The sequence below is a fragment of the Roseomonas sp. WA12 genome, from assembly GCF_054165765.1.
Map to the genome: position 1 here is coordinate 3663042 of NZ_CM135108.1, position 22689 is coordinate 3685730.

Genomic DNA, 22689 nt, shown 5'->3' on the forward strand with positions numbered 1-22689 from the left:
CATGGTGACCGAGCCGAGGCGACCCGATCCGGACCTGCTGCTGGCTGTTGCGGCCCGGGAGGGGCGCGCGCGGCTGAAGGTCTTCCTCGGCGCGGCTCCCGGTGTCGGCAAGACCTACGAGATGCTGCGCGAGGGGGCGCAGCTGCGGGCCACGGGCGCGGATGTCGTGGTCGGCCTGCTGGAAACCCACGGCCGGGCTGAGACCGCCGCCCAGATCGGCGGGCTCGAGGTGCTGCCGCGGGCGCACCTGACTTATCGCGGCCAAGTGCTGGAGGAATTCGACCTCGACGCCGCGCTGGCACGCCGCCCGCGCGTGCTGCTGCTAGACGAGCTGGCGCACAGCAACGCCCCGGGCAGCCGCCACACCAAGCGCTGGCAGGATGTGGAGGAGCTGCGCGACGCCGGGATCGAGGTCTGGACCACCGTCAACATCCAGCATTTCGAGAGCCTGTCGGACAAGGTGGCGCGCATCACCGGCATCCGCGTGCAGGAGACCGTGCCCGACCGCATCCTGGCGGAGGCGGATGCGGTGGAGCTGGTCGATATTCCGCCCGGCGAGCTGCTGGAGCGCCTGCGGCAAGGCAAGGTCTACCGCCCCGATCAGGCCGCCCGCGCCCTCAAGGGCTTCTTCCGAGAGGGCAACCTCGCCGCCCTGCGCGAGATGGCGCTGCGCCGCACCGCCGAGCGGGCGGATGCCGATGTCACGGGCTACATGCGCTCCAACGCCATCGCCGGCCCCTGGCCATCGGGGGAGCGCGTGCTGGCGCTGGTCGGCGCCGATGCCTCAGCCGAGGGCGTGGTGCGCCAGGCGCGTCGCGTGGCGGATGCCCTGCGCGCGCCGCTGGTTGCCCTCCATGTGGAGTTGCCGGACGGGGGAAGCACGGCTGACCCTGCGCCCGCGATGCGGCTGGCCGAGAGCCTGGGCGCGGAGGTGGAGACCGCCGTCGCGCGCGACCTGCCCCAGGCCATCCTGGAGCACGCGCGGGCACGCAACTGCAGCCATATCGTCATCGGCCGGGGCCGGCCCTCGCTGTGGCGGCGCCTCGCCTCGCGCACCCTTGCCGATGCCCTGCTGCGCCAGGCCGGCGACTTCACCCTGCACATCCTGCCCGCGGCCACCTCCACCCCGCCCCGGCCGCAGCGTGTGGCCCAGCCCCTGCCGAACTGGGTCGGCTGGACAGCCATCCCGGCCCTTGTCGCCGCCGCCACGGGGATCGGGCTGGTCACCGACGAGGTGATCCCCGAGGGCGCGCTCGGCATGGTCTATCTCGCGGTCGTCGTGGCGCTCGCGGCCTGGTTCGGGCCGGTGCGCGCGGCGGTGGGGGCGGTGCTCTCCTTCGCGGCCTGGAACTTCCTGTTCCTGCCGCCACGCTACACCCTGACCATCGCCGGCCCGCAGGACGTCGTGGGCGTCATCGTCTTCGGCGCCGTCGCCCTGCTACTGACCGGCACCACCGGCAGCCTCGGCCGCTCCGTCACCACGGCGCGCGCGCGGCTGTTCGGGCTGCGGCGCCTCGTGGAATTCGCCCGCCGCCTCGCCGCCCCCGGCTCCACCGGCGACCTTCTGGTGGCCGTGGCGCAGGAGGCCGAGCGTGTCAGCGGCAGCCCGAGCTGCGTGCTGATGCCGCTGGATGGCGAGCCCGTGCTGCGCGCCGCCGTGCCGCTGGAGGCGGAGCCGGATGGGGATTCCATGGCCGCCGCCCGCTGGGCCCTGAGGACCGGCCGCCGCGCGGGCGCTGGCACCGATGCCCTCCCGCTCGCCCACTGGCAGTTCCGCCCGATCCGCACGGGCCATGGGGTGGTCGGCCTGCTGGGCCTGCGGGTCGGCGGCACGGAGGGGAGCCGGCCGCTGGATGACGAGCGCGACCGCACGCTCGATGCCCTGCTCGACCAGGCCGCCGTCGCGATCGAGCGGGCGCAGCTGATGGAGGAGCGCGCCCGCGACCAGGCCCGGGTGGAGACCGAGGCGCTGCGCACCGCCCTTCTCGCCTCCCTCGGCCACGACCTGCGCACGCCGCTGACCTCCATCCGCGGGGCGCTCGAGACCCTGCGGCTCTCTGGCGCCGCCCTGCCGCAGGAGACGCGCGACGACCTGCTGAGCACGGCGGAGGAGGAGACGGTGCGGCTGGGCCGCTATCTCTCCAACATCCTGGACATCACGCGCATCGAGGGAGGCCAAATCGAGCCCAAGCGCCTGCCGGTGGATGCGGGCGAGGCGGTGCGGACGGCCGCCGAGCGGGCCGCGCGCGCCTCCGGCCGGCCGATCCGGCTCGACATCCCCGATGGGCTTCCCCTGCTGTCGCTGGATCCCATCCTGCTCGACCAGGTGCTGGCGAACCTCCTCGACAACGCGCTGAAGTTCTCCGCGCCCGGCGGCACGGTCACCGCGCGCGTCCGGCGCAGCGGCGGCGTGTCCATCGCGGTGGAGGATGACGGGCCGGGCATCCCGCCCGGACAGCTCGAACAGATCTTCGACCCCTTCTACCGGGTGCGGCGGGGCGACAAGGCGCCTGCGGGCAGCGGCCTCGGCCTCGCCATCTGCCGCGGCCTCACCCACGCCATGGGCGGGCGGATCACAGCGGAGAGCCCGGTGTCCGGCACCAGGGGAACGCGGATGCTGCTACACTTCCCGCGATGAGCAGCTCCCGCCCGCGCGTCCTCGTCGTCGATGACGAGCCGCAGATCCATCGCTTCCTCGGGCCGGCCCTGATGGCAGCGGGCTACGAGCCGCTCCGGGCCGACACCGCCGCCATGGCGCTCGACCTCGCGGCGACGCGCGATCCGGCCCTGGTGCTGCTGGACCTCGGCCTGCCCGATATGGACGGCCAAGCGGTCATCCCCCTGCTCCGCGCACGGTCCGGGGTGCCGATCATCGTCGTCTCCGCCCGCGGCCAGGAGGAGGCGAAGGTGGCCGCCCTGGATGCCGGGGCCGACGACTATGTCGAGAAGCCCTTCGCCATGGCGGAGCTGCTGGCCCGCGCCCGCGCCACGCTGCGCCGGGCCGCCGCCTCGAGCCTCGGGCAGGAGACGCCCGTGCTGCGGATCGGCACGCTGGAGATCGACACGGACCGGCGGGCGGTGCGGGTGGGGGGCGCCCCGGTGAAGCTGACCCCACGGGAGTGGGCCCTGCTTCTCACCCTGGCGAAGGCGAGGGGCCGGGTCGTAACCCACCGGCAGATCCTGACCACCGTCTGGGGCCCCGCCCATGCGGAGGACGGGCAGTATCTCCGGGTTTATGTCGGCCATGTCAGGCAGAAGCTGGGCGAGGCCGCGTCGCTGCTCCGCACGGAGCCCGGCATCGGCTACCGCTTCGGCGAGGACTGACGCGGCCGGCGCGCGGGCAGGCTTGAGCAATCCGCGCTCCCCGCTCACATGAACTCCGCCCGCCCCGAGGGCGGCCCGGACCAGGAGAACGAGCACGCATGCGGATCCTCGCCATCGGCCCCCGCGCCTATCTCGGCGACGTGTATCTGTCGCTCCTGCGCGAGGGCCACGAGGTCCGCGTTCACGCCGAGGACCCGCCGGAGCGCCGCGCCTTTGGCGGCATCATCGACACCGTGCCGGACTGGCGCGCGGAACTGGACTGGGTGGGCCGGGACGGCATTGTTTTCTTCGAGCGCATCGGCCGCGGAGCGATCCAGGACGCGTTGCGGGCCGAAGGGTACCGCGTCGTCGGCGGCAGCGCCTTCGGCGACCGGCTGGAGCAGGAGCGCGAGTTCGGCCAGTCCGTCCTGCAGGAGGCGGGGCTCGCCATCGCGGAGAGCCACTCCTTCGCGAACCCCGCTCTGGCCCTGGCCTGGCTGGCGCAGCATCCCGGCCGCTACGTCCTCAAGCATGACGACACCGCGCGCACGACCTTCGTCGGCGACCATCCCGAGGGTGCGGACCTGGCCTTCATGCTCCGCCGCGCCGGCACCGGCCGGGTGCTGTTGATGGAGCGGCTGGAGGGGGTGGAGGTCGGCGTCGGCGCGTATTTCGACGGCACCCGCTTCCTGCGCCCCGCCTGCATCGACTTCGAGCACAAGCGATTCTTCCCCGGCGAGATGGGCGAGATGACCGGTGAGATGGGGACGCTGGCCACCTATGACGGTTCCGAACCCCTCTTCGCCGCGACCCTCGACCGCATCGCGCCGCGGTTCGCCGAGGCCGGCCATGTCGGCTACGTGAACCTCAACCTCATCGTGAACGAGCGCGGCGTGTGGCCGCTGGAATTCACCTGCCGCTTCGGCAATCCCGGCTTCGCGGTCCTGGCGGCCCTGCAGCCAGATGGCTGGGGCGACCTGATGGCCCGCATGGCCTCGGGCGGCGCGCCGGGTTTCGCGACCCGCCCGGGCTTCTCGATCGCCATTGTGCTGACCGTGCCGCCCTTCCCCGCCCATACGGAAACCTCGCGCCCGGAGGAGGACCCGCCCGTCTTCTTCCTGCATCCCCCCGAGGGCGCGGAGCTGGGCAGCTACCACTTCGTGGATATGCGCAGGGAGGACGGCCAGCTGCTCGGCCACCGCCGCTCCGGCCATCTGATGATCGTCACCGGCACCGGCGCGACGGTACAGGCCGCGCAGGAGAATGCCCGCGCCCGGGCCCGCAACGTCGTCGCCCCCGAGCTGCGCTGGCGCGCCGATATCGGGGACCGGTTCCTGCAGGGCGAGCGCGAGCGGCTGCGCGCGCTGGGCTTGCTGGCCTGATCAGGCACCTGCAGTCCGCAGCAGGCCCCCGCTCCTCACCCTGACAAAACCAGGGCGTCCTCCGCGGGTGCTGACGTTCCCTGGCGATGCGAGGCGGGTGCGAGAGCGGACGCGCCCGCACGGCCCTCCTCACCGGCCGCGGTGACGCTGCCAACGAGAATCATCACGGGCCCGCCCGCTTGCCAGCGCCGCGCCTGTTCCACGATGGCGTCGAGCGTGCCGCGGAGGACGCGCTGCGCCTCGGTTCCCCCCGCCTCGATCAGCGCAGCGGGAGTGGTGGGGCTCATCCCCGCGCCCACCAGCCCATCGCGCAGCGCGGGCAGGGTGGAGACCCCCATATAGATCGCCAGCGTCTGCCCGGGCCGGGCGAGCGACGTGAAGTCGAGATCGAGCCGCCCTTCCCGTGTGTGGCCGGTGGCGAAGGTCACCGCGCGGGCGTGGTCGCGATGGGTGAGCGGAATGCCGGCGGCCGCCCCACAGGCGAGCGCGGCTGTCACCCCCGGCACCACCTCGCAGGCGATACCGGCGGCACGGCAGGCCTCCATCTCCTCTCCGCCCCGGCCGAAGATGAAGGGATCGCCCCCCTTCAGCCGCACCACCCGCTTGCCCTGGCGCGCAAGGGAGATGAGGAGGTCGTTGATGCTCTCCTGCGGCACGCAGTGCTCGGCCCGCCGCTTGCCGACATAGATGCGCTCGGCGTCTCGCCGGGCGAGGTCCAGCACGCCCTCCCCCACCAGCCGGTCATGGATGATCACATCTGCCTCGCCGAGCAGGCGCAGCGCGCGCAGGGTCAGCAGGTCGGCCGCGCCCGGCCCCGCGCCGACAAGGTGGACGATGCCGGCAGGCCTTGCCTCAGCCTCCTCGAGCGCGGAGGCCAGCGCCGCCTCGGCCTCCACTTCCCGGCCAGCGAGGGCAAGGTCGGCGATGGGCCCGGTGAGCGTCGCGTCGAGGAAGCGGCGCCGGGCCGCGACATCGGGCAGGGCGGCGCGGATGACGGCTTTGAAGCGGTCCGCCAATGCCGCAAGCCGACCGAGCGCGGGCGGCAGCACGCCCTCGATCCGTGCGCGCACCAGCCGGGCGAGCACGGGCGCGGCACCCCCGGTGGAGATGCCGATGGTGACCGGCGCGCGGTCGACAATAGCGGGCATGACAAAGGAGCAGAGCGCGGTGCGGTCGACGATATTCACGGGGATGCCGCGGGTCTGGCAGACGGTGGAGAGCGCCTGCAGATCACCCTCCGGCGCGCCGGCGCCGATCGCCACCGCGCAGCCCTCGGGAAGTGCGCCCGTGAAGCGCGGCGCCCGTACCAGCAACGCCCCGGCACGCGCCAGCAGCGCCGCCTTGATGTCCGCCGCTTCTCCCTCGCCAAGGACAAAGGCAGTGCGGCCATGCAGGTCGAGAAAGGCAGGAAAGTGACGCATCCGATCTGCGACCTTACCGGCCGGTCCGCCGCATCGGGAGGGGATGAAAACGGTCAAAGATCAGCAGGAATAGGGAATTCCATTCCCTTGTGAGCGAGCCGGATTTCCGCTTCCTCTCAACATGAGATGAGGAGCGCAGGATGACGGGCCAGCCAAGCGGGGCCGAAGGCATCAAGCTGTCCAGCGCAGGGCTGCGCGGCACGATCGCGGAGGAGCTCGCAGCCGCTGATGCGCCGGGCGGGCTGAGCGAGGCGTCCTACACGCTGCTCAAATTCCACGGCACCTACGAGCAGTTCGACCGCGACACCGCCACGCCGCGCAAGCAGGCCGGTCTCGACAAGGAGTGGCAGTTCATGGTCCGCGTGCGCGCGCCCGCCGGCCGGCTGACGGCGGCGCAATGGCTCGCGCTCGACGCACTCGCGGACCGCGACGCGGACGGCACCATGCGCCTCACCACGCGCCAGGGCATGCAGTTCCACACCGTCCAGCGCGGCGACTTGAAGCGCTGCATCGCCGGCATCGAGACCGCACTCCTCACTACCATGGCCGCCTGCGGCGACGTAGCGCGCAACATCACCACCTCTCCCGCGCCGCGGCGGGACGCGCTGCACGCGCGGCTGGAACGCGAGGCCTTCAACCTCTCCGCCGCGCTGCTGCCGCGCACGCGCGCGCATCACGAGATCTTCCTCGACGGAGAGCCAGTGGGTGACGGGGAGGAGCCGCTCTACGGCCCCACCTATCTCCCGCGCAAGTTCAAGACCTCCCTCGCACATCCTTCCGACAACACGCCGGACATCCTCTCCAACGATCTCGGCTTCATCGCGCAGACCGATGCGGCGGGCGAGGTGACGGGGTGGATCGTTACGGTCGGCGGCGGCATGGGGATGACGCACAACAAGCCCGCCACCTACCCGCGCCTGGCCGACCCGATCACCGTGATCGGGCCGGACGAGGTGGAGAGGATGGCGCGCGCCGTCGTGCGCCTGTCGCGCGATCACGGCGACCGGTCGGACCGTCGCCACGCCCGGCTGAAATACGTCGTCGCCGAGCGCGGGGTGGACTGGGTGCGCGCGCGCCTGTCCGAGGATCTCGGCCGGCCGCTTCCACCCGCACCGCCCCTTCCACGCCTGGTGATGCCGGAGCTGCTGGGCTGGCACGACCAGGGCGACGGTCGCTGCTGGCTTGGCCTTCCCATTCCCTCCGGCCGCATCGCGGACCGGCCGGGCGTCGCCCTGCGCACGGCGCTGCGCGAGGCCGTGCAGCGCTTCGGCGCCGACCCGATCGCGACTCCGCAGCAGGATCTCATCCTTTCCAACCTGCGCCCGGAGGATCAGGCGCCGCTGGAAGCCCTGCTGCGCCAGCACGGCGTCGTGTTTGCCGAGGAGTTGTCGCCCCTCGCGCGCTGGTCGCTCTCCTGCACGGCGCTGCCGACCTGCGGCCAGGCGCTGGCGGAAGGCGAGCGCGTGCACGCCCCGATCGTCGCGCAGGTGCAGGGGGCCATGGCCCGCCACGGGCTGCTGGACGAGCGCATCTCCTTGCGCCTCACGGGCTGCCCGAATGGCTGCGCCCGACCCTATGCCGGCGACATCGGCGTGGTCGGCCGCTCGCCGGGGGTTTACGCCCTTTTCGTCGGAGGCGACTTCGAGGGCACGCGTCTGTCCTTCCCACTGGCAGACAAGGTCGCGACGGAACGGGTCGGCGAGACGCTGGCCCCAGTCCTGGCTGCCTTTGCCACAGGTCGCGTCGCGGGCGAGGGCTTCGGCGATTTCTGCCACCGCCAGGGCCAGGACGTGCTGCGCGCCCTGCTTACGCCAGGAGCGTGAGAGCTTGGCCAGCCTTGGGGCCAACGGGCCGGGGTTCGCCTGAGATGCGCCGTTTGGTCGCCTTCGTGGACGGTCCCGGCCGCATCATCGTGCTGCTGGTCATCATCGCGATGTTCGTTCGAATATTCCTGGGCTGAGCCGCCTGCCCGCAATGGTTCCGGGCTTCTGAAGCGGTTCCTGCCGAAACCCCGGCGCCCCCGCCCCGCCGATCACGGGCAAGATGGCGAGGTCGTTCCCTGCGCCTCCGCAAAGAAACTGGCGGGCCCTCCTGATATATCATATCCTTGCCGCAACTGGCCCGACTGAACCGGCCGGACGGAGGGGCGTGGTCGCGATACGGCCGATCGCGCGGGAAAGGAGGCTTGCATGAGTGTCTACGGTCCCACCAGACGTCGGATCCTGACCACGGGGGCACTCGCAGTGCCGGCCCTGGCCGGCCTCTCCGCCTCCCCTGCGCGCGCCGCAGGAACCGTCACCGTCATGCTCGAATCCGAGGTGGTGATCCTCGACCCGCACGCAACGACCGCCGCCATCACCCGCAGCTTCGGCTACCAAGTGTTCGACACGCTGTTTGCGCAGGATTCCAAGGGCGAGATCCGGCCGCAGATGGCGGAGGGGCACAGCGTCTCGGCGGATGGCCTGACCTGGCGCTTCACCCTGCGCGACGGCCTGGCCTTCCATGACGGCGCGCCGGTGACGGCGGCGGACTGCGTCGCCTCGCTGCGCCGCTGGGCCTCCCGGGACAGTCTCGGGCGCATGTTGACGGCGGCGACGCGGGAGATGCGGGCCGAGGATGCGCGCAGCTTCACCATCGCGCTGAAGGAGCCCTTCCCGCTGATGCTGGACGTGTTAGGCAAGCCCAACGCGCCCGTGCCCTTCATCATGCCCGAGCGCATCCTGCCGGCAGGCGACGGGCGAATCACGCAGATCATCGGCTCCGGCCCCTTCACCTTTGTGCAGGACGGGTGGCGCACGGGCGACCGCATGGTGCTCCGCCGCAACGCGCGCTACCTGCCCCGGGCCGAGCCGCCGGACTTCCTGGCGGGCGGCAAGGTCGTCAAGATCGACGAACTGGTGCTGAAGACCATTGCGGACGACGCCACCGGCGCGAATGCGCTCGCCGCCGGCGAGATCGACTACATGCAGTACCTGCCCTTCGATTTCCTCCGGCCGCTCGGGCGCAACCGCGAGGTGCGGCTGATGGGCCTCAAGGGCCTCGACATGTTCCAGGGCAACTTCCGCCTGAACCATGCCAGCGGCCCCTTCGCCGATCCGGCGGTGCGGAAGGTGCTGTGGAAGCTGGTGGACCAGAAGGTGGTGATGGACGCGATCGGCATTCCTGCCGAGTTCCGCGTGGAGAACTGCCCCTCCTACTGGATGTGCGGCACCCCGTTGGAGACCGCGGCGGGGTCGGAGGCCGCACGCTTCGACCTCGAGGGTGCCAAGGCGGCGTTGGCGCGCACGGGCTACAAGGGTGAGCCGGTGATCATGCTGCAGGTCAATGCGTCCATCTCGCAGACCGCCTCGCAGGTGCTGGCCGAGAACATGAAGAAGGCCGGCTTCACCGTGGATGAGCAGGTGATGGACTGGGGCACGGTGCTGGCCCGCCGGGCGCGGCCGGATGGCTGGTCGCTCTTCCCGGTCTACGCCAACGGCGTGGACATGGCCTCCCCGCTCAACCACTTCTACGTGGCCAACAACTGCTCGGACTATCCGGGGCGGAGCTGCGACGCGAACATCACGACGCTGCTGCAGGATTTCGTGCGGGCGCCCGACGCGGCCGCGCGCAAGAGCGTGGCCGAGACCATCCAGCGCGCCGCCTACGAGCTGACGCCGAGCGTGATGTGGGGGCAGTTCTCCCGGCCAGCAGGCTACCGCGCTCGGTTGAAGAACCTGATTCCCTCAAGCTTCCCGATGTTCTGGCAGGTCGAGGTCTAGGCCGCGCGATGCTGCTGGGTGCGATTGCGGACGACTTGACGGGTGCGGTGGAGCTCGCGGGGATGCTGGCCGGGGGCGGGATGCGGGTGGCGCTGGTGCTGGACGACGCCCCCGTCCCACCCGGACAGGACGCGGTGGTCGTCGCCCTGCCCTCCCGCGTAGCTCCGGTGGAGGAGGCGCGCGAGGCGTTCCGGCGTGCCGCGAATGAGCTGCTGGGCGCGGGCGCCGAGCGGCTGTTCTTCAAGTACTGCGCCACCTTCGATTCCACGCCGGCGGGCAATATCGGCCCCTGCGCGGATGTGCTGATGGAACGAGCCGGTGCGGCGTTCACGCTGTTTGCGCCGAGCTTCCCGAAGGCGGAACGGCGGGTGTTCATGGGGCACCTCTTCGTCGGCGCGCAGCTCGTCTCCAACTCGCCGAAGCGCTTCGATCCGCTGACGCCGATGACCGAGCCGGACCTGGTGAAGGTGCTGGCAGCGCAGACGGCGCGGCGCGTGGGGCTGATCTCCCTGCCAGTGATCGCAAGGGGTGAGGGGGCGGTCGCGCGGCAGGTCTCGGCCCTGCGGGCGGAGGGCGTGACCCTCGCGATCGCCGATGCGGGGACGGAGGATGATCTTGCCACGCTCGCGCGGGCGAGCTGGGACTGGAAGCTGCTGACGGGCGGGTCGAACCTGGCCTCCCATCTTCCGGCAATCTGGCGGGAGAAGGGGTTGCTCTCCGCCGCGACTGCGGTTTCGCCCCCCAGCGCGGATGGCCACGGTGCGGTGCTGGCGGGAAGCTGCTCGGACCGGACGCGGGAGCAGGTGGAGCACTTCGCCGCGCAGCACCCGGCCTTGCGGGTCGATCTGGCGAGGGTGGAATCGCCCGAGGCGGCGCTGCGCGAAGCCGTCGCATGGGCCTTGCCGCGGCTGGAGGCTGGACCGGTCTGCGTGACAACCGCGGGAGACCCCGACGTCGTGGCCTCCGCCCAGGCGCGGTTCGGGCGTGATGGCGCGGCGCGCGCGGCGGAAGGATTGCTGGGCGGGCTGGCGAAGGCACTGGTGGATGGGGGCGTGCGGCGCATCCTCGTCGCCGGAGGTGAGAGTTCGGGGGCGGTGATCCGGGCGCTCGGGATCTCGCGGCTCTCGGTCGCACCCTATGTCTCGCCGGGGATCGGGCTCTGCGCGGCGGAGGCGCCGGTGCCACTGGCACTGTGCCTCAAATCGGGGAAGCTGGGGCCGGTGGACATGTTCGGGACGGTGCTCGAAGGGATGCGCGCATGAGCGAGGTGGCGCGGGCGCGCGAACAGGTTGCGCAGTGCTATCGCGAGCTCGGGCGGCTCGGGCTGAATTTCGGCAGCGCCGGCAATGTCTCCTGCCGCGTGGCTGACGGGATGGTCGTGACGCGGTCCGGCACCACCGTCGAGGCAACGGCGGACGGCGACACGGTGCTGATGACGCTGGACGGGGCGACGCAGGACAGCGCGGCGCCATCGAGTGAATGGCCCATGCACGCGGCGATCCTGAGGGCCTTCCCGGAGGCCGGCAGCGTGGTGCACACCCATGCCGACGCCTGCACGGCGCTGGCCTGTCTCGGGGAGGGATTGCCGGCCTTCCACTACATGATCGCCGGCTTCGGCGGAGACGACGTGCGCTGCGCGCCCTATGTCACCTTCGGCACGCCCGAACTGGCGGAGGTTGCCGTGGCAGCCTTGCGGGGCCGCACCGCCTGCCTGCTGGGAAATCACGGGATGATCGTGACGGGACGCGACGTGAAGGCCGCGCTCTCGGCCGCCGTCCGTCTTGAGACGCTGGCGCGGCAATACTTGCTGGCCCGGTCCGCCGGCACGCCGCGCCTGCTGGACGGCGCGCAGATGGACGCGACACGCGAGCGGTACAAAACCTATGGCAGCGCCGCCCCGTCACGGGTCTGACACCGGGGCAACAGCAAACTCGCCAAAAGTAAGTGAGGGGCCCGGGGAGAATACTTTCTCCCCGGCCTCTTTCTACCGTCCCACCACCGCGCGGAACCCGGCTTCGGCCGCCTCGAGCGCGCGGTCGATATCCGCTTCTGTGTGCGCGCAGGAGAGAAACATGTTGTGCCGGGGATGGAAGTAGGCGCCGTGCTTCAGCGCGGTCGCGCAGAAGCGGTCGCCCTTTGCCCAGTCCGCATCGTCCTCGAAGATCATCAGCGGCATCTGCGCCGGGCCCGTCTGGCGAATGGGCAGGCCGTACTGGCGGGAGAGGGCGTCGAAGCCCGTACGAAGGCGTTCGCCCATTGCGCGCATCTGGGCGGGGCCGTCGATGCGGCGTAGCTCAGTGATGGTGGCGAGGGCCGCGGCCATCGGCACGGCGCCACACCAGAAAGAACCGGTGGTGTAGACCTGGGTCGCGGCCTGGCGGAATCGCTCGCTGCCGGTGACGGCGGCAAGCGCATGGCCGTTGGCAATTGCCTTGCTGAAAGCGGAGAGGTCCGGGCGGACGCCGAGGTGTTCCCAGGAGCCGCCGAGGTCGATGCGGAAGCCCGCGCGCACATCGTCGAGGATAAGGGCAGCGCCGGTCTCGTCGCAGAGGGTGCGGAGGTGGCGCGCGAATTCCGGTGTCGGCAGGTCCTGGTGTCGGCCGAAGTCATGGCGGAAGGCTGTGACGATGACGGCCGCAAGGTCGCCCTTCGCCTGCTCAACAGCCGCATCCAGGCTGGCGGTGTCGTTGTAGTCGAAGGTGACGAGATGGGCGCGGTCCTCGGCGGTGACGCCGGCCAGCGACGGGGAGCACCAGGGAACTGCTCCGTGATAGGAGCCGCGCGCCACGAGGACCTTGCGGCGGCCGGTCTCGGCCCGGGCGATGGTCACGCAGGCGGTGGTGGCGTCGGTGCCGTTCTTGGCAAGAAGCGCCCAGTCCGCGTGCGGGATGGTGTCCACCAGCAGTTCGGCCAGTTCCACCAGCACGGGGGCAGGGCCGTTCATGCAGTCGCCCTGCTCGGCCTGCTGACGCGCGGCCGCCTCCACCACGGGGTGACGGTGGCCGAGGACCACGGGCCCCCAGGAGCACATGAAGTCGATGTATTCGCGGCCATCGGCATCGCGGAGGCGGCAACCCTCGGCCGAGGTGAAGTATTGCGGATACCCTTCCGGCAGCTTGGCCGCGTTCAGATGGCCCCAGAGGCCGCCGGGAATTACGGCGCGGGCACGGGCGCGCAGGGCGGCGTCTGACGACGTAGCGGTCTGCTTCTCGGGGAGAAGGGCCTGCGACATGGACGGTTCCTCGTCTTCGTGGTCTTGATATATCATATGACGAATGCCGGGCGGAAGCGTGTTCGTGTCAGCTCGTGAGGCGTTGCAAGGCGGCTTCGATAGCGGTGGCATTGCCCAGGGCGGCCAGATTGAGCGGGCGGGAAACGACAGGGGCGGCCTCGCCGCCGGTGACGCGAAGAATCTCGGTGTCCAGCCAGTCGAACAGGCGCTCCTGAATCTCCTGGGCGATGCGGGCGCCATGGCTGGTGCCCCGAGCAGTCTGCTCGGCGATAAGGACGCGGTTCGTGCGCCGCACGCTCCTCTCGATAAGGGCCCAATCAAGGCCACCGGGGTCGAGGCTGCGGAGGTCGATGACCTCGGCATCGATGCCGGCGGTCTCGGCCGCCTGGATGCTGGCCGAGACCATGGCGGCGTAGGTGAGGACCGTGCAGGCCGTGCCGGGGCGCGCCGTGCGGGCACTGCCGAGGGGGATGAGGTAGTCCAGATCGTCCCTCGGCACGGGGCCGGTGGTCTGGAACAGGTCCTGATGCTCAATGACCAGCACGGGGTCATTGCAGCGCAGTGCCGCATTCATCAGGCCGATATAGTCGTGCGGGGTGGAGGGAGAGACGATCCGCCAGGCCGGGTAGAGGGAGAACAGGGCCGAAGGGTCCATCGAGTGCTGAGACCCGTAGCCGGCCTGGGGCGAGACGCGGGCGCGCACGACGATCGGCACGCCAAAGCCGCCGCCGAACATATGCGAGAACTTGCCGATGCCGTTGAACATCTGGTCGGCCGCGACGATGCAGAAATCCCCGAACATGATGTCCACCACCGGCCGCAGCCCGCAGACGGCAGCGCCGAGCGCCATGCCGGTAAAGCCGTTCTCGCAAATAGGGGTGGGAAAGACGCGCTCGGGAAAGCGCTCCATCACGCCGCGAGTGGAGCCGGAGACGCCGCCGCGCAGGCGGTGCACATCCTCGCCGATCACCACGATGCGGGAGTCCCGCTCCATGTTGCGCAGCAGGGTCGCGGCGATGGCGTCGATATACTTCATCTCCACCCGCGCCTCGGCAGGGACGGAGGGGGCCTCAAGAAAGCGTTCGCCCGCTAGCTCCGAAAGATCTCCGCGGATGCCGCTCTCGATCTCCGTCACCTCGGGCAGGGCGCCCACACGAATCTGAAGCGCGTTGGACTCGCGCGGAACCTCGGTGAGGGCGGCGGCCGCGTCTTCCACCAGGCGGCGGGCGCGGGCGTCGAGAGCGGCCAGGCCGGCGTCGTCCAGCACGCCCATGGCTTTCAGCCGGGCTGGCATGGTGAGGAGCGGATCCCGCCCGCGCCACTCAGCCTCCTCCTCCTTGCTACGGTAGCCGAGCTGGCTGCCCAGCAGCGGGCCGCTCTGGTGCAGGAAGCGGTAAAGAATGGCCTCCACGAACACGGGGCCACCGGTCTCGCGGATGGTCTCCACCGCCCATTGCATGGCGCGCCGCACGGCGACGAGGTCCATGCCATCGCACTCGACCGAGGGCACGCCGAACATGGCGCCCCGCGTCGTCAACCGCGTCTCTCGCGTCTGCTCCCGGAGATGGGTGGAAACGGCGTAGAAGTTGTTTTCAAGGAAAAAGATGACGGGCAGGTTGTAGAGGGCGGCGAGGTTGATGGCCTCCATCGACTGGCCGGCCATCAGTGTGCCATCGCCGAAGAAGGCGACAGAAACGTGGTCCCGCCCCAACACCTTGTCGGCCAGGCCGTAGCCGACGGCATGGGGCAGGTTGCCGCCGATGATGGCGCTGGTGCCGACGATGCCGGCCGGGGCCCAGCGCATATGCATCGAGCCGCCGCGCCCGCCGCAGAAGCCCTCCGACAGGCCCATGATCTCCGCCATGCCGCGGCGAACAAGATCGCCCGCCTCCGCCACCGGTTCGTCCCGGCGCGGGTCATAATCCTCGGGCAGCGCGCTGTTCAGCAGCTTCGCCAGGATCTGGTGATGCGCGCGGTGGGTGCCGTTCAGCTTGTCCCCGACGCCGAGTACCGACATGGCCCCGACCGCACCGGCTTCCTGCCCGATGGAAGCGTGGGCAGGGCCGTGGACGAGGCCTTGCCCGTGAAGCTCGAGGATCTTCTCCTCGAAGCGGCGGATCACCAGCAGCTGCTCCATCCAACGGGCAAGCTCGGCGGGGTCTTCCGCCGCCCAATCGGCCTCGTCCACCTCCAGCCGGAACCAGGGCGTGGCGGTGGTGATGGGGGAGCGCTGCATCGGGCGTTTCCTCGGATGCGCCTTGTTCCGGCGCTTAGGTGTCGAAGCCGTCGAAGGGTGTCGGATCCAGGAAGCGGCGAAGGACGTTGCCCGTCAGGCGGCTGACGGAATTGTCGTAGCCGTTGTGGGAGAGCGAGCAGGCCCAGGCGATGGAGCCGGTGGAGAAGACCGCGCCGCCCCGGGATGTCGGGAAGAAGGCAATATCGGCGCGCACCTGCGCGTTCTGGTCGCCCATGGTGCCGCGATGAAGCGTGCGCAGCTCCTCCAGCGTGGGGACGCCGCCATAGTCCAGGCGATCGGCGGTGGCGAGCCAGAGAAGATGCGGCGGAGAGCCAAGGGTGGGCTCCACCCGATCCACCTCAAGCCCCGCTGCGCCACCTCCGCGCAGGCCGAAATCGCCGAGCGGCGCATCGAGATCGATCCCCTCGACCGCCCAGGTGATACGCGGGTCACGCGCGGGCTCCCGCCACGCATAGGGGTAGGACCGGGTGAAAACCTGCGCGTCAAAGCCCACACCGACCAGGCGCTGCGGCGGCCTGCCGTTGCTGCGCCACAGGCCGGAGGGCTCGCCCGTGAAGGACAGGGCGTTTTCCCCCGCCTCCCCCTCCCAGGTGCGCAGCCCGTTCATGCCGCGGCGGATCTCCATGCTGTGCGGCTGGGTTGGGTGCCAGCCAATCCGCCAGTAGAAGCCGTTGCCGCCGAGATAGATGTGCCGCCCGCCGGCACGCTGGTAGGAATCAAAGGCCTCGATCATCGAGCGGCTGAAATACTCGGGGTGCGAGCCGGTGATGACGCAGCGATAGGGCGCTAGGGCCTGGGCGCCGTGGCGATGGATGTCGTCATCGACGATGATGTCGTAATCCTGGCCCGTCTCCTCCAGCCAGTCGATGACGTGCGTGTCGTTGCCGTAGTTGAAGGTGGCGCCGCGCGGCCGCATGTTCAGGATGGGGCGGCGCGCGGTGGAGTAGCACCAGCCGCTACCGTCACTATGCGTGTCATAGGTGGACAGGCCGAGCTCGCGATGCTCCTGCAGGTACACATCGTCGCGCGAGAGAGCGATCAGACCTTCCAGCATGGCCTCCGCATGCACCTGGTCCAGCCGCAGCGCGCTGTTGGCATAGGCGAGGAAGGTGGCGGTGCTGGCGACGAAGGCGAGTTCGGACCGTGGCTTGCCGAGTGGCGCGCGGACGAAGAAGGCCACGAAGCTCTCGACGGGATCGTCGCTTTCCTGGCGCGCGCGGAGGCGCAGCGCGTAGAAGCCGCTGCGCCAGTCCTCGGGAATGGTGAAGCGCAGGTCCGGCGACCAGCCTGCATCCTGCATGTCGTCGCTGTGGAAGTGGATGGCGCCGTAGAGCTCCGGCGCCTCCGTCCATTGGACCGTGCGGCCATCCCAGTTGGCGCCGGTGACGGCGCGCATGGGCATGTGGCGCAGGGTGCCGTCCAGCCGGTTGGCGGAGAGGTCGCGGACAGTGTCGGTCGGGATGTCGCGCGAGAAGTCCCAGGCGGCAACCAGATCGGGCTCAGCCGGGTTGGGCGAAAGGCTCTCGGCAATGGCGCGCAGGGCGGGCGTGCCGAGCACGGCGGAGAGAAGGCGAGGGCGGTCGATCTTGCCGTCGAAATGCGCGGCGGTGCGGGGCGCATCGCCCGGCTCCAGCGCGTGGGCGGCGATGACGAGGGCCGTGTCGGCGGGCCAGGTCACCGCAAGGGGCGCCCCGGCCGTCGCGCTGCAGCTCGTGTCGCGGCCGGCCTGGGGGTCCAGGCTGGTCTGGGTGACTGTCATGTGCCCCGCAAGCGGGTCGAGCACGGCAGCGACGAAGATCCACTCGCGCTCGATCACCGGCTTCGGTGCCGTGACGCGCCAGAGCCGGCCGGCGGCACCGACGATGAATTCCAGCCGACTCTCGTCATTGAGCCCGACGCGCCATCCCTCCGCCGTGTCCTCGCGCCAGCGGGAGAGCACCGTCTGCGCCCCGGCCGTCGGCGCCGTGGGATAGAGGAACAGGCCGAGGGAGAGAGACCCCGGCCGGTTTAGCGCTGGCGCATCGGGGATGATGGCGCAGGAGCCGGGGTGGAGAGGCTGGTGCCGCAACGCGACCGGGCCGTCGATGGGCGTGCCGGGCTGATGGAAGCGCAGGCCCGGGCCGTCCGGATCCGGATCGGCGCAGCGGACGCGAAGCAGTGTCGCCTCGGCCCCCTCCAGCGTGGCGCTGGAGAGGTGGAAGGCGACCTCCTCGCCCGGGGAGACGACGAGCGGCCAGGCATAGCCGAGGACGGAGTTGGTGTCGGTCATGCGGTCTCCCCGGCGTTCTCGATCGTCTGGCCGGTCAGCGCTTCCCAGCGCATGACAAAGACGGCCCACTCGGCCTCGGCGAGGCTGGTGAAGACCTGGTTCGGAAAGGTCTCCACCGGCACGCCGCGTCCGCCGGGCAGGCGGCCGAGCATCCAGCGCCGGTTGGGTTCCAGCACCACCAGCACGTAGCGGCGGCCTACGCCGGACCAGCGCATGCGGTGCAGCAGCTTTTGCAACGCGTCGGTATGCGGCCCGCGGGGCTTGCGGCGGAATTCCTCGACAAGGTCGAGGCGGGCCGGGTCGACCGGCCAGTGCGCCGCCTCGGGATCGTTCACCAGCATGAGGGACAGATTCCGGCGAAGGAGGAGGAGAACGGGGTGGGCCCTGATGACCCGCCCCGGCCGATCAGCGCGTGAGCCAGGTCACCCAGCGCTCGCGCATCGCGTTGCGGTTGGTAGCAATCCATTCGTAATCCGCGATGACGAGCCGGTCCCAGTTCTCGGGCCAGGAAGCGCGGTAGCGGCGCTCGCCTTCCGGCACCAGCGCCGCGGTCTCGCGATTGTTGGAATCGAAGGACACCTTGTCGCTGAAGGGCAGGTGCTCGCGCGGGTTCTGGACGAAGAAGTCGAGGAACCGCATGGCATTCGCCGTGTTCGGCCCGCCCTTCAGCACGGCCCAGTTGCCGACGTCGCGGATCGCACCATTCCAGGTGAAGTCGAACTCGCCGCTCTTGGCCAGCGGCACAGCGCGGGAGGAGTACAGCACGCTCATGACAGCATCTCCGCCGCGGAGGATCTGCATGGAGTTGTCGCCGCTCTTCCACCAGGCCGCCACATGCGGCTTGATCGCGTCCAGCTTGCGATAGGCGCGGTCCAGATCCAGCGGGAAGAGCCTGTCGCGCGGCACGCCATCCGCGATCAGTGCGGCGAGCGGCAGCCACCACTCGCGATCGCCCGTGTCCGGCAGGGAGCGCGCGCCCGGGAACCTTGCCACGTCGAAAAAGTCCGCCCAGTTGGCCGGGCCGCCATTGGGGTAGGCCTTCTTGCTCCAGGTGATCGCCATGCCACCGGCGGTGCGAATGATGCCGGTGGGAAAGCAGCCGCCGGGAAGGGCGTGCTGTGTCATCGCCGGGGTCGTGCAGTCCACAGGCGCCAGGATGTCGGCGTGCTGGATCAGGTCCGGCGGGGTCGCGGTGACGACGTCGAAGGGAATGTTGCCGCTGCGCTGGCCGGCGCGGGCGCGGGCCCACTGGTCCGGCAGCTCGATGGGGATGGAGCGGACGCGGATGCCCGCCTCCTGTTCGAAGCGGCGGTAGAAATGCTCCTGCAGGCTGCGCTCCATCAGGCCGCCCGTGGCGCAGACCACCACCTCGCCCGAGCCGCGCTGCGCCAGGGCCGGCCGCGCCAGCCCGGCTACCGCCGACGCCGCGAGGAACCCTCTCCGATTCACGCCCATGCCCTGTCTCCTCTGTTGTTGAAGGTCAGCCCGGGTTGGACCAGGCCGCGTCGCGCTCCATGCGGCCGAGAAGGGCGACGAGATTGGCGCCGCCCTCCATCAGGTCCGCGCAGAGGGCGGCGCGGGTGGCGCGGGGGTCGCGCGCGCGCAGGCCGTCGATGATGTCGAGATGGCGATGACGGCCGGGATAGGTCGGCCGCGCATCCGGGTAGAGGAAGGCGTGCATGGGGCCGTTTCGGAGCCAGATGCTCTCGATGATCGACAGCAGCTCGGGCATTGCGGCCGCGGCGTAGAGAGTGTGGTGGAAGGCCCAGTTGGCGCGGTTCGCGGCCAGCGGATCCTCCGCCTCCTCGGCGGTGGTCAGCGCGGCGTTGGCGTGCTCCAGCGCGTCCAGGTCACCGGGGGTGATGCGGATCGCGGCCGCCTCCGCCGCCAGGCCTTCCAGCTCCACGCGGATCGTGCGGAGCTCCACATATTGCTCCAGGCTGAGCCCCGCGACGGTGATGGACCGCGCCGCTTCCAGCCGCAGCGCGCGCTCGCGGGCAAGCTGCACCACCGCTTCCCGCACCGGGGTTTCCGAGACCTGCATGGCGGCCGCCAGGTCGCGGATCTTCAGCCGCTGCCCCGGGCGCATGCGGCCTTCGAACAGGGCCGTGCGCAACTCGTCATAGACCCGCCCTGCCAGGTTTTCCCGGCCGACCGGGGCGACGAAATCAAGAACCTTGGCGGGGGCAGTCATGGGTTTGACGATCCTGTTCCGGCCGCACGCGCCCGCCGCTCCATGCTGCGCTTCAACGCGTAGCCGAGCAGAAGCGCGGCAATGGTGAGCGCGGTGAGCATGGTCGCGACCGCGGCCAGGGTGGGCGAGATGTTGAAGTCGATATCCTCGAACATCTTCCGCGGCAGCGTCTTGCGGTCGAGATCCGAGATGAAGAAGGATACCACCGCCTCGTCGAAGGAGATGATGAAGGCGAACAGGGCGGCCGAGACGAGACCTGGCGCGATCAGCGGCAGGGTGACGTGGCGGAAGGTGCGGAACGCCCCCGCCCCGCAGGACAGCGCGGCCCGCTCCAGCTCCGCGTCGAAGCGATAGAGGGCGGCGAGCACGGTGAAAACCACGAAGGGCAGCGCCAGCACCGTATGGGCCATGGCGAAGCCGAGCAGCGAGCCGGTGAGGCGAAGCTGCTCGAAGACCAGGAACATGGCCACCGCCAGCGCGATATGCGGGACGATCACCGGGCCGATCACCAGCAGCTCGATCAGCCCCTTTCCGGGTAGCCGACCGCGCACCAGGGCCAGGGCCAGCATCGTCCCGACCACGGTGGCGCAGATGGCGGAGATCACCCCGGCCTCGGCGCTGAACAGCGTGGCGCGGATCCACTCACCATCCTCGAAATACGCGGCGTACCAGCGGAGCGAGAAGCCCTTGGGCGGGAAGCTCAGCAGCCGCTCCGGCCCCACCGACATGGGGGCGATGATGAGGGTGGGCAGCAACAGGAAGACGGTGACGGCATAGGCCGCCGCGTTCAGCGCCATGCGCCCGGCGCGATTGGGGGCCTGCGGGCGGCTCATGCCGACCCCACGAAGCGGTCCAGCCGCACGGCCCGCTTGAACAGGATGGTGATGGCCAACACGAACAGCAGGAGAAGGCCGACCAGCGCACCGGCGAAAGGCCAGTCCAGCATTTCCCGTACCTGCTGCGAGACAAGGGTAGCGATCATCATCTGCTTCGGCCCGCCGATCAGCGCGGGGGTGACGAAGAAGCCGAGGGCCAGCAGGAACACCATCAGGCATCCCGAGGTGACCCCTGGCAGCGCGAGCGGCCAGATCACCTCCCGGAAGGTCGACCAGGAGGAGGCGCCGAGCATCTGGGCGGCGCGGGAAAGGTCCTCGGGGATGCCCTTCAGCGCGGAGAGGATGGGGAGCACCATGAAAGGCAGCAGCACATGCGCCATGGCGAGCACCACCGCGCCCTGCGTGTAGAGGAGTTGCATCGGCGCATCGATGATCCCGGCCCCCTGCAGCAGCTGGTTGATGACGCCGTTCCGCTGCAGCAGCACCATCCAGGCATAGGTGCGGACGAGGACGGATGTCCAGAGCGGCAGCAGCACGGCGGCCGCAAGGAGCGCGAGGACGATCCCCCGGCTGCGCGACATGACCCAGGCCAGCGGCCAGGCGAGGACGAGGGCCAACGCCGTGACCAGCACCGCGATCCAGAGCGTGCGGAGCATGACCCGGAGATAGACGGGCTCGTCGAAGGCGCGCGCGTAATGCGCGGTGGTTGGGCCGGGGACGAAAAGGCTCTCATGCAGCAGCGTCGCGAGCGGCAGGATGAAGATGACTGCGATAAGCAGCAGGAAAGGTGCCGCGAGCAGGAGGCTTGAGGCGGGGCTGTAGCGGCGGCCACCGAGGAAGAACGGAGAGGGGCGCCTCACGCGGGAAAAGCCCGGGCATCGGCGGCCTGCCAGGCCAGGCGCACGGCCTCCCCCGGGCGGGGCTCGTGCAGCCCGGCGCCGGCGGGGATGCGGGCGCGGAGAAGCTGCCCGCCCTCCCCTTCCAGCATCAGCGTGGTGGCATTGCCCGCGTAGATGGCATCCGTCACCCGCGCCCCGGGCCCGTCACCACCGGCGGGAAGGACACGCAGCCGCTCGGGACGCAGCGCGACCCTGATCCGCGCGCCCGCCGGAATTACCTGCGCCGCGGTGGCCTGCATGCTGCCACCACCGTCGAGCGCGACCGAGACGGCCTCGCCCGGCATGGCTGGCTGGCTCAGCCGCCCCTCGCAGAAATTGGTCTCGCCGATGAAGCCAGCGACGAACACCGTCGCCGGCGCCTCGTAGAGGTCGCGCGGAGCGCCGAGCTGCTGGAGCCGCCCGTGGTCCAGCACCGCGACGCGATCGGCCATGGTCAGCGCCTCCGTCTGGTCGTGGGTGACGAAGATGACGGTGATGCCGATCCGGCGTTGCAGCTGCTTGATTTCGATCTGCATCTCCTCGCGCAGGTTCTTGTCCAGCGCGGAGAGCGGCTCGTCCATCAGCAGCACGCGCGGCTGGTAGACGATGGCGCGGGCGATCGCCACGCGCTGCTGCTGCCCGCCCGAGAGCTGCGCGGGCTTGCGGTCCCCCATGCCGCCGAGGCGGACAGTGTCGAGCGCCGCGCGGGCGCGCTGCTCTCGCTCTGCCCGACCGATGCCGCGCATCTTCAGGGGAAAGGCGATGTTTTCCAGCACGCTCATATGCGGGAACAGCGTGTAGCGCTGGAACACCATGCCCAGGTTCCGCTTGTTCGGCGGCGCCCAGGTCGCCTCCTCGCCCCCGATCAGGATGCGGCCCTCATCCGGGTACTCGAACCCCGCGATGGACATCAGGATGGTGGTCTTGCCCGAGCCGGACGGGCCGAGCAGCGCCAGGAACTCGCCGGCGCCGACCTCCAGCGAGACGTGGTCCACGGCGTTCACGGGGCCGAAGCGCTTGACCAGCCCCTGCACCGCCACCCGGCCTTGCGACACGTCCCCACCCGCCAAATCCGGCTCCATCGGCTGCGATTCCCGAGGATGCTATTTGATATATCGACATCGCCGCAACCTCGTTTCACACTTCTCAAGTCATG

16 protein-coding genes and 1 pseudogene are annotated in these 22689 nt (G+C 70.4%); 7 read left to right on the top strand and 10 right to left on the bottom strand.

All coding sequences use genetic code 11. The features are described from left to right. Nucleotide 1 precedes the first annotated feature (1 nt). The 3 genes from ACVBD7_RS17490 to ACVBD7_RS17500 all read left to right on the top strand — a co-directional run bounded on the left by ACVBD7_RS17490 (nucleotide 2) and on the right by ACVBD7_RS17500 (nucleotide 4685). A complete protein-coding gene (locus tag ACVBD7_RS17490; RefSeq protein WP_458094514.1) occupies nucleotides 2-2638 on the top strand; it encodes an ATP-binding protein in 2637 nt (878 codons plus the stop codon). Further along, nucleotides 2635-3324, top strand: coding sequence for a response regulator (locus tag ACVBD7_RS17495; protein WP_458094515.1), 690 nt, complete (start codon nucleotides 2635-2637; stop codon nucleotides 3322-3324). The genes ACVBD7_RS17490 and ACVBD7_RS17495 overlap by 4 nt, the downstream gene beginning before the upstream one ends. 98 nt (nucleotides 3325-3422) lie before the next feature. Then, the gene (locus ACVBD7_RS17500) at nucleotides 3423-4685 is read left to right on the top strand and encodes a hypothetical protein (RefSeq protein WP_458094516.1); all 1263 of its coding nucleotides are present in this window, start codon (nucleotides 3423-3425) and stop codon (nucleotides 4683-4685) included. Nucleotides 4686-4828: 143 nt separating this feature from the next. Here ACVBD7_RS17500 and cysG read toward each other — a convergent pair. Beyond that, nucleotides 4829-6106: pseudogene (gene cysG, locus ACVBD7_RS17505) on the bottom strand (siroheme synthase CysG); the annotation flags it as partial. 140 nt (nucleotides 6107-6246) lie between these two features. Here cysG and ACVBD7_RS17510 point away from each other — a divergent pair. The 4 genes from ACVBD7_RS17510 to ACVBD7_RS17525 all read left to right on the top strand — a co-directional run bounded on the left by ACVBD7_RS17510 (nucleotide 6247) and on the right by ACVBD7_RS17525 (nucleotide 11779). Further along, nucleotides 6247-7929 carry an NADPH-dependent assimilatory sulfite reductase hemoprotein subunit gene (locus ACVBD7_RS17510; RefSeq protein ID WP_458094517.1) on the top strand — a complete coding sequence of 561 codons (1683 nt, stop codon included), beginning with the start codon at nucleotides 6247-6249 and terminating at the stop codon, nucleotides 7927-7929. A gap of 366 nt (nucleotides 7930-8295) precedes the next feature. Continuing rightward, nucleotides 8296-9867 (top strand): ABC transporter substrate-binding protein, encoded by a 1572-nt coding sequence (locus ACVBD7_RS17515; RefSeq protein WP_458094518.1) that lies wholly within the window; start codon nucleotides 8296-8298, stop codon nucleotides 9865-9867. 8 nt (nucleotides 9868-9875) lie between these two features. After that, nucleotides 9876-11129: a 3-oxo-tetronate kinase gene (gene otnK, locus ACVBD7_RS17520; protein WP_458094519.1), complete on the top strand. Its 1254-nt coding sequence runs from the start codon at nucleotides 9876-9878 to the stop codon at nucleotides 11127-11129. After that, the gene (locus ACVBD7_RS17525) at nucleotides 11126-11779 is read left to right on the top strand and encodes a class II aldolase/adducin family protein (RefSeq protein ID WP_458094520.1); all 654 of its coding nucleotides are present in this window, start codon (nucleotides 11126-11128) and stop codon (nucleotides 11777-11779) included. The genes otnK and ACVBD7_RS17525 overlap by 4 nt, the downstream gene beginning before the upstream one ends. A gap of 72 nt (nucleotides 11780-11851) precedes the next feature. Here ACVBD7_RS17525 and ACVBD7_RS17530 read toward each other — a convergent pair whose 3' ends face one another. From ACVBD7_RS17530 to ACVBD7_RS17570, 9 genes are all read right to left on the bottom strand, one after another. Next, nucleotides 11852-13099, bottom strand: a complete 1248-nt coding sequence (locus ACVBD7_RS17530) for an aminotransferase class III-fold pyridoxal phosphate-dependent enzyme (RefSeq protein WP_458094521.1) — start codon at nucleotides 13097-13099, stop codon at nucleotides 11852-11854. A 67-nt stretch (nucleotides 13100-13166) separates the two neighbouring features. Further along, nucleotides 13167-15335, bottom strand: a complete 2169-nt coding sequence (locus ACVBD7_RS17535) for an alpha-ketoacid dehydrogenase subunit alpha/beta (RefSeq protein WP_458094522.1) — start codon at nucleotides 15333-15335, stop codon at nucleotides 13167-13169. 34 nt (nucleotides 15336-15369) lie between these two features. Next, complete coding sequence (locus ACVBD7_RS17540; protein ID WP_458094523.1) at nucleotides 15370-17625, bottom strand: N,N-dimethylformamidase beta subunit family domain-containing protein; 2256 nt, start codon at nucleotides 17623-17625, stop codon at nucleotides 15370-15372. Next, nucleotides 17622-17966 (bottom strand): hypothetical protein, encoded by a 345-nt coding sequence (locus ACVBD7_RS17545; protein WP_458094524.1) that lies wholly within the window; start codon nucleotides 17964-17966, stop codon nucleotides 17622-17624. The genes ACVBD7_RS17540 and ACVBD7_RS17545 overlap by 4 nt, the downstream gene beginning before the upstream one ends. Nucleotides 17967-18030: 64 nt before the next feature. After that, nucleotides 18031-19080, bottom strand: a complete 1050-nt coding sequence (locus tag ACVBD7_RS17550) for an extracellular solute-binding protein (RefSeq protein WP_458094525.1) — start codon at nucleotides 19078-19080, stop codon at nucleotides 18031-18033. 25 nt (nucleotides 19081-19105) lie between these two features. After that, nucleotides 19106-19819 carry a GntR family transcriptional regulator gene (locus tag ACVBD7_RS17555; protein WP_458094526.1) on the bottom strand — a complete coding sequence of 238 codons (714 nt, stop codon included), beginning with the start codon at nucleotides 19817-19819 and terminating at the stop codon, nucleotides 19106-19108. After that, entirely contained in the window at nucleotides 19816-20652 is an 837-nt protein-coding gene (locus ACVBD7_RS17560) for an ABC transporter permease (protein WP_458094527.1), read from the bottom strand. Before ACVBD7_RS17560 ends, ACVBD7_RS17555 begins: the two co-directional genes overlap by 4 nt. Further along, a complete protein-coding gene (locus tag ACVBD7_RS17565; RefSeq protein WP_458094528.1) occupies nucleotides 20649-21515 on the bottom strand; it encodes an ABC transporter permease in 867 nt (288 codons plus the stop codon). Before ACVBD7_RS17565 ends, ACVBD7_RS17560 begins: the two co-directional genes overlap by 4 nt. Next, on the bottom strand, nucleotides 21512-22615 hold the full coding sequence (locus ACVBD7_RS17570) for an ABC transporter ATP-binding protein (RefSeq protein ID WP_458094529.1): 1104 nt from the start codon (nucleotides 22613-22615) through the stop codon (nucleotides 21512-21514). Before ACVBD7_RS17570 ends, ACVBD7_RS17565 begins: the two co-directional genes overlap by 4 nt. Nucleotides 22616-22689: the final 74 nt, after the last annotated feature.